1 pseudogene is annotated in these 508 nt (G+C 71.9%); it reads right to left on the bottom strand.

Features of this window, described 5'->3' with window-relative positions:
- Positions 1 to 508, bottom strand: a pseudogene (locus tag ACFC3J_RS23115) (hypothetical protein); the annotation flags it as partial.

Below are 508 nucleotides of genomic sequence, written 5' to 3'. Positions count from 1 at the left end.
GCGCAAGAAGGGCATCTACCGCCGCGCCATGCGCCACGTCGCCGAGCGGCCGAACCTCCGCGTCACCGTCGCGTACTGCATCACCCGGGCGAACGCCGACTGCATCGAGCAGGCGGTGATCGACTGGGTGGGCGCCGGCGCCACGCACATGACCTTCGACTTCTACACGCCCATCGGCGACATGTGCGACCAGAACGACCGGCTGTTCGTGCCCCTCGACGAGCGCGACCGCGTCCTCGACGACCGTGCGCGGCAGCAGGCGGTGCAGGTTGAGCAGCGCCGAGACGCGCGTGTGGAACAGGTTCGACTCGCGCGTCGAGAACGCGTCCTCGTACGGGCCGAAGTGGGGCAGGCACTCCTCGCGCGCCCAGCGCCAGACCTTCAGCGCGTCGCGGTGCGTCGCGGGCAGCGTCGAGAGGTCGAGCTCGCCGGGGTGGTCGGCGAAGCGCGCCTCGACCAGCTCGCCGACCTCGCTCGTCACGGCGTCGGGGCGGAAGCCGGGGACGCG

It is taken from the genome of Sphingobium sp. (assembly GCF_041987595.1).
GTDB lineage: Bacteria > Pseudomonadota > Alphaproteobacteria > Sphingomonadales > Sphingomonadaceae > Sphingobium.
The sequence above is the reverse complement of the archived record's forward strand: the minus strand, read 5'-3'. Positions and strand labels throughout refer to the sequence as shown.